Origin of the sequence: Parabacteroides sp. MSK.9.14 (genome assembly GCF_019041495.1) — a bacterium.
In the GTDB taxonomy this organism is placed as follows: Bacteria; Bacteroidota; Bacteroidia; order Bacteroidales; family Tannerellaceae; genus Parabacteroides; species Parabacteroides merdae.
In genome coordinates this window covers 1-6,389 of sequence record NZ_JAHPXO010000069.1, presented here as the reverse complement: position 1 = coordinate 6,389, position 6,389 = coordinate 1, and the positions used below count along the sequence as shown (strand labels likewise).

General features: G+C 41.0%; 4 protein-coding genes, 1 other RNA gene and 3 pseudogenes. 1 reads left to right on the top strand and 7 read right to left on the bottom strand.

Annotated features, from left to right (window positions below):
• From KTG12_RS22020 to KTG12_RS20700, 4 genes and pseudogenes are all read right to left on the bottom strand, one after another.
• Positions 1 to 658: pseudogene (locus tag KTG12_RS22020) on the bottom strand (transposase); the annotation flags it as partial.
• A gap of 119 nt (positions 659 to 777) precedes the next feature.
• A pseudogene (locus tag KTG12_RS20710) lies at positions 778 to 1,137 on the bottom strand (transposase); the annotation flags it as partial.
• A gap of 438 nt (positions 1,138 to 1,575) precedes the next feature.
• Positions 1,576 to 1,716, bottom strand: coding sequence for a DUF3990 domain-containing protein (locus KTG12_RS20705; RefSeq protein WP_005641616.1), 141 nt, complete (start codon positions 1,714 to 1,716; stop codon positions 1,576 to 1,578).
• Positions 1,713 to 1,931, bottom strand: coding sequence for a DUF3791 domain-containing protein (locus tag KTG12_RS20700; protein ID WP_005641618.1), 219 nt, complete (start codon positions 1,929 to 1,931; stop codon positions 1,713 to 1,715). Before KTG12_RS20700 ends, KTG12_RS20705 begins: the two co-directional genes overlap by 4 nt.
• A gap of 783 nt (positions 1,932 to 2,714) precedes the next feature.
• Between KTG12_RS20700 and KTG12_RS22390 the strand changes: the two are divergent.
• Positions 2,715 to 3,014 (top strand): annotated as a pseudogene (locus KTG12_RS22390) (GntR family transcriptional regulator); the annotation flags it as partial.
• Between the two features lie 38 nt (positions 3,015 to 3,052).
• On the opposite strand, the gene ssrA reads toward KTG12_RS22390, so the two are convergent.
• The 3 genes from ssrA to KTG12_RS20680 form a co-directional block, all read right to left on the bottom strand.
• Positions 3,053 to 3,453, bottom strand: a transfer-messenger RNA (tmRNA) gene (gene ssrA, locus KTG12_RS20690).
• A 59-nt stretch (positions 3,454 to 3,512) separates the two neighbouring features.
• Positions 3,513 to 4,394: an alpha/beta hydrolase gene (locus tag KTG12_RS20685; RefSeq protein WP_005641623.1), complete on the bottom strand. Its 882-nt coding sequence runs from the start codon at positions 4,392 to 4,394 to the stop codon at positions 3,513 to 3,515.
• Positions 4,395 to 4,424: 30 nt separating this feature from the next.
• Complete coding sequence (locus KTG12_RS20680) at positions 4,425 to 5,930, bottom strand: arylsulfatase (RefSeq protein ID WP_022321580.1); 1,506 nt, start codon at positions 5,928 to 5,930, stop codon at positions 4,425 to 4,427.
• Positions 5,931 to 6,389: the final 459 nt, after the last annotated feature.

Below are 6,389 nucleotides of genomic sequence, written 5' to 3'. Positions count from 1 at the left end.
ACCCTTACATTCATCAGCTTCTGCTGCATACGGATACAGTCCTTCAAGCGTATACACTCATTGAATGCCTTGAACGAGAGGTGCTCAATGAACGATATGCCGTCTATCTGTATATTATTGACCTTTGCACCGAACTTGACGGACTTGGTTTCCTTGCCTCTGACGATGGGACATACATAATAACGGTCAATGCTGACGATGCGGTCACTGACTTTCCGCCCTTCAAACATTTCCTTTTCCTATACAAGCTCCTTTCTGATGATGGAAAGACGCTTCTGGTAATCCTGTGTATATCGGAGTAAAGCACCGTACTCGCTATGGATCCCATCCCTTTGACTGAAGAGTTTTTCAAGAAGATTCCACAAAAAATCTGGTAGTGCATGTTCCCGTTCAGATGTTCCACCAGTTGCCTGTCGGAGAATCCGGTGTATGCCTTCAGGACCATAAGGGCGATCTTTGCGGAAGGACTGAATATGTTCCTGCGGCCCAAACGTTGTTCAGACAGGCCTGCGGCTTTTGCCATACACTCAAACAGAAACAACGAATGAAGCCTGCCAAGCCCACTCTCATGAAAACTCTTGCGGTATTTTTCCAGAATATCAAATTCTGTAAAGCCCAAAGTAGGGTGAATTTCTGAAATTTTTGCTATCTTAGCCATATCTTAGTTGGGGAATTTCCCCTGTTTGGGCCGTCAAACCTTGTTTTCGGGGGAATACCTAAAGACACAAAAAGCCAACCAATCCGCAACATCTTGTATATAAATCAGTTGGCTGATATAATATTTAATAAATGTCCCTCTATAGAAAGTCCATGACTTTCATGTTTGGGGACTGCTATCGGTTCAAACTGGCCGTTACGGTCACACGGAATGGAAATGACAGATTCTCCACGTTCGGTTTGGATTTTCTTCGGATAACTGCCATTCCGGGAGTTGCCAGTGTTGTTTCCTGCCTCAGAATTCTTTTCATAACCCAAATGGGCATCCATTTCGCCTTCAAGCATCTTTTCCAATACTTGGGCATGCAACTGCTTCAGAAACTTGCTCACATCGGCTTCTGTTTTGAACTGGCTAAGGAACTCCTTTCTTAATACCTCATTAGGCACTACTTGATTCTTTTCTTTCATAATCTTCTTCATTCGGTAAATGTATAAAATAAAAAATACGGAACTCACTTTAAATCCCGTATTTTCCATTTACACAAAATATTTTAATAAAAATAGAAACAATGGAACGAGGTTATTGGGTATGATAACTTCATTTGAATGAATATAGAAAGTTTATTGGTTAAAATATGAATTGAATAACTTGTTTGAAAAGTGACGAAGACACGGTTTTATCTGACGGATGGAAGGTTATAGTTGGGGGGGAACGTGAAAGCCGACTCCCTTGACCGATATTTTGGGATAGTAAAAGCCTGTAATATTGCTTTTTTCAGCAGTAAATCTTATATTTGCGTTACAAAAATGTTCTTTGAATGTATGCAAAATAAAACAATCGGTTGAATTTCACTCGTTTCTAAACCGTTACCTATTTTTGTAAATGATATGATAACTATTTTATTATCAATTAAATAGCTAAAATATTATATTTACCATTTGTTCTACCTGTTCTCTAATCTCTGCCAGATAGAACCCTTGTCTGAAGTCCTTGTAAGGTTTACACCTTGACAAGTCTATCTGTTCAATTATAGTATTAGAACCGTAATATGGTTTCATTGAATGCCCCCTCCATTATTTAGACAAACTTGCGTAAGCTCCTGAATAGTATCATCAAATGAAAACAAATGCTCTGCATCATAATGTTCTGTAAGAAAGTCAATACCATTAAAGCGTATCAGATAATTATTTGCCTCACGAACAAAAATATGATGAATTCTGGCAAATTCACTGGTGGCAGCAACAATAAATGTTATCCCAACTTCATATTGCAATCACTTGATAAGATGTTAATTATGAATTTAGAGTTTGGATAACATTTATAACCTATAGGTTGATATTAATCAAAATTTTCAGCCTATGAATAATCCTTATCTAAAATCCAATTTCCAAATGCTAATTGATCACCTGGGAAAAACGAGGTTGTAAACCTGATTCAATCTAAGACTAAAGAGACTCTGTCTTTTCCAATGAATGTTTATAGCAGTAATGAGCTATTCGATTACCTAATAGTGAAAAAGTCTACCACCAAATTAGAAGGTCCTATCCCTCGTCAGCAGAAACCAATAAACAGGCCTTTGGGTACGGTTGCTGGGATTTTATCCAAGATCTTCAATCAAAAAAGAGATCGGAGGATTATATCCGCTCTCATTATCCCACACCCACAGAACTAATGCAAGTGTAATAGATCTGGGTAAGCCGTACACCCAAAAGGGTACCCCCCATCGATACCGTACTATTCCTATATGGAATCTTTGTCCTATTTTCGTAGCCGTTGTAAGACTGATATGACCATTTTACTATGCTACACAAAAATTTGTAACTACGTATAAGTCCGGAATCAGTATGTCCTTATGACTTTCGTCATCATTATGCCACCACAAGTATCACGCAGTGGGAGAAACATGATTTTGAGTTCAGCTGCAAATAGCTCTCTATCAAGAAGCATGAGGCATAAGGACATACAGAGTTCCTTCTATTATTTTCATTTGACATCTATGCTTACGGACAAACAGAGAAAGAAGCGACTTATTTCGGACGAATACTCTGAGCTACCAGATGTTTTTCAACGCTTGGGAAAAGGGGAACATTAAAAAGGGTACATCAAAGAAGTCAGAGAATACGAAAATATAGATGTCAGCCTTACCCCCCTTAGGATATCAAAAGGCAGAAAGTGTTGCCAAGATAATTCTGGATTCGCTCAAAGCTCAAGGAAGATATGCAGCCAGTGAACCGAACCTATTTACTCTCTATTTCGCTGCAGCAAAAAAGCATTCAAACAGGCAATCGGGGCTCTTTACAAACAAAAGATAATCAATATCGATCCTGAAGGAATCCTATTAATCGATAAAGATTGATCACAAAAAAGGCCTGCAGTCGAAACTGCTAGCCTTTTCTGTGGAGATGGAGAGATTCGAACTCTCGTCCAAACGAGGAATTAATCTGCTTTCTACATGTTTATCTTCGCCTTCGATTGTCGAGTGCAAGCAAGACCGAAGCCACCCACTTGAACCTTATCCTCTAAAATTTCACTTGGAGCCCGAGGCTTACTCCAAACTATCTCCGATATTGCTGCACCACCTGATCGGAACGCTTCGGAGCCACAGCATCCGGGTGATGTCACGTCCCCGCAACTTTTGCAGGGATTAAGCTTGAATCTACTGTACTTCGATTAAGCAGCGAGAGCGTAATTGTTTTCGCCAGTTAATTGTTCGCCGTCTGAGATTTAAGTGCAAGCCGACCACGCACTACATGCTTACAAACCACTTCTACCCGCTGTCTAAACCGGTCATCCCCATGATTTGTGAGTACAAAGATACAGAAAAATCGAAAATCTTTGTACTCTATTTAGTTTTTTATTCTATCACACCGATTTCGCGAAACCAGTCTTCAGCCCTGTCAGGCCATTCATTTACAGCTGCACCCGTATCTCTCAGGCCATAACCATGACCGCCTTTACTGTATAGATGCATCCATGCAGGCACACCGGCTTCTTTCAAAGCATAATAGTAGAAAAGGCTACTGTTGATATAAGATTTATCGTCTTCTGCTTGAATCATCATTGTAGGGGGAGTGGCAGAAGATACTTTGACCTCCGGAGCCAACTGAAAATTTTCACCATCCAGATAGGCAGGATAAACCAAGAGGCAGAAGTCCGGACGGCAACTTGCCTTATCTGCCGCATCCACGGCCGGATAAGTACGTTTATCGAAATTGTTGCTTGCCATCGCCGAAAGATGCCCGCCGGCAGAGAATCCCATTACTCCGATCCGCTGAGGATCCAGGTTCATTTCTTCCGCATGAGTCCGGACATATCCGATCGCACGCTGCACGTCCTGCAAAGGAGCTTCATGTTTCGCACGGCCCTCGCGGCGAGGAACCCGGTATTTCAACAAAACGGCAGTAACTCCCAAGTTATTCAACCACTCACAAACTTCATCACCTTCCAAGTCATAAGCCAAGATATTATAGCCACCACCCGGACAAACCACAACGGCAGCACCTGTCGCCACTTCGTCGGGGGCCGGATAGACGGTAATTGTCGGTTCACTTACATTCGTGATACGAAGAACCGTCTCGCCTCCGGTCTTCCCACCGTCAGCATCTGCCTTTTCAATCAACTTGGTTGTTTCGCCCGGTGCACCTTTCGGAAACAGCAAAATAGGATTATTTTGTGCCATAGCTGTACCCATTACACAACTCACTCCAACAAGCAGGAGTTTCCATTTTCTTATCATAGCATACACAGTTTAAAGAATTTATACGAATCATTTTGTTTGAGGATAATTAGGGCTATAAAGCATTGTTGTCTCCCGTACCACCAATTTTCCATCTTTCACGAAAGTTTCGTCGCGCTCTGCCAGATGATCGACCATTGCCTGGCGCATTTCCTTAAGCTGGGTAGCATAAGCCGGCTTGCCGGAACATTCCACCAATTCGTTCGGATCTTTCCGGAGATCAAACAATTCTTCTTTTCCGGTATGAAAATTCCAAACATATTTGATCTTACCATCTGTCAATGCACACCAGTAATTATCCTGACTATAGCAAGTGGCATGTTCCATATCCAGATATTTACGCCATTCACTTTCCTGGCCCTGAACCAGCTTCAACAAAGATTTGCCATCCATATCAGGAGGTACAGCTCCACCAGCTAACTCGATAAAGGTAGGCAAAAAGTCGCGAAGTTCGACTGGCTGTTCGATCCTTGCTCCCAAAGGAACCTTTTTGTACATTCCGGCAGGCCACTTCACAATATAAGGGATATGGGTCGAACCTTCATAAGGGTATGTCTTTCGCCAATGATAATGATCGCCTAACATATCTCCATGATCGGCCGTAAAACAAATTATCGCATTGTCATACATTCCTCTTTCTTTCAACACCGCAATAATCTCTCCGATCTGGTCGTCAATAAAGGTAATGTTCGCGTAATAATACCTGCGGGATTTGACAGCATATTCATCCCCAAAATTACCGAAAGGAGCATCTGGAGCCACTTTTTCCGGATCCAGACGTTCGGCATATTTGCCACACCAATCACCGACAGACGGCTTGGGTATATCGGCATCCTTATACATATCCAGATAACGCTTGGGAGGATCATAAGGACTATGAGGACGTGCAAATGAAACTTTCAAAAAAAGGGGTTTATCACAATTATAATTTCGAATCAATTCGCAAGCAGTCTGACCCGTCCATGCCGTCGGATGCAACTTCTCCGGCAATTTATAGATACCTGCCCCATGAGCATTCCAATCAATGCCTGTCAAATCGGGATTCTCACCTGGCGCATGAAGCTGAAACCATTCCCGATAATCACTGATAAAATCTTTCGATTCGACACGTCCACTCTCATCAATCAATGTTGTATGAAAGCCATGAAGAGCCTTTTGTGGAAACCAGTGCATTTTTCCAACACCAAATGTATAATACCCGAGATTACGTAACATTTGCGGCATCTCGTACGTATACTTTTCTGCAACTCGACCATACCCCAGCATGCCATGATGCCAAGGCGACATGCCAGTCAAGAGTCCGGCACGAGCAGGTGTACTGCTTGGAGAAGCAGAATATCCATTTACAAACAAAGTTCCCTCTTTCGCCAAACGATCAAGATTCGGAGATATGACAGCGGAATTTCCCATACAGCCGAGAGCATCTCCACGATGCTGATCAGTCATGATCAGGATAACGTGTGGCTTTTTAACCTGCACTCTCTCCTCTCTGACCTCTTCTCTCACATAAGTATCAAAACCTAATCCTGAAGTCATTAATAGTGATGATTTAAGAAACATTCTTCTCTTCATTTTAAATGATTTTCTGTATTTAGATTTGGATAGCGAAGATAAATATCTTATTTGAAATTCTATCACTAAAACGTTATTATTTATCAGAGACATCCTACAGCTAAACAAATATATTCGATTTTATAATCTATTTCCTTAAAGATATCCCATAATGTTTACTCCTTTTTCATATCAAAATATTCAGTCAATATATATATTAAACGATAAAGAAAGAGTTTTTCAGTAAGTAACAAAATCAATTCAGAATATTGACAAATATATATAATGAAAAATATATCCATTGCAAAACTCATGCTCATATCCCGTCACACCCCCATCAAGTGACCACGATAGCGGTCGACATGCCGACTTTTTCCAATAACTCAGAGAGTAAAATCCGATTGTTTCAAAAATAAACAAACAAATACTTGCATAGTTAAAAAG

What these genes read in the sequence shown, in the direction of transcription:
- KTG12_RS20680 (WP_022321580.1), bottom strand. Translation starts at nt 5,930, where the DNA reads ATGACTTCAGGATTAGGTTTTGATACTTATGTGAGAGAAGAGGTCAGA.
- KTG12_RS20705 (WP_005641616.1), bottom strand. Translation starts at nt 1,716, where the DNA reads ATGAAACCATATTACGGTTCTAATACTATAATTGAACAGATAGACTTG.
- KTG12_RS20685 (WP_005641623.1), bottom strand. Translation starts at nt 4,394, where the DNA reads ATGATAAGAAAATGGAAACTCCTGCTTGTTGGAGTGAGTTGTGTAATG.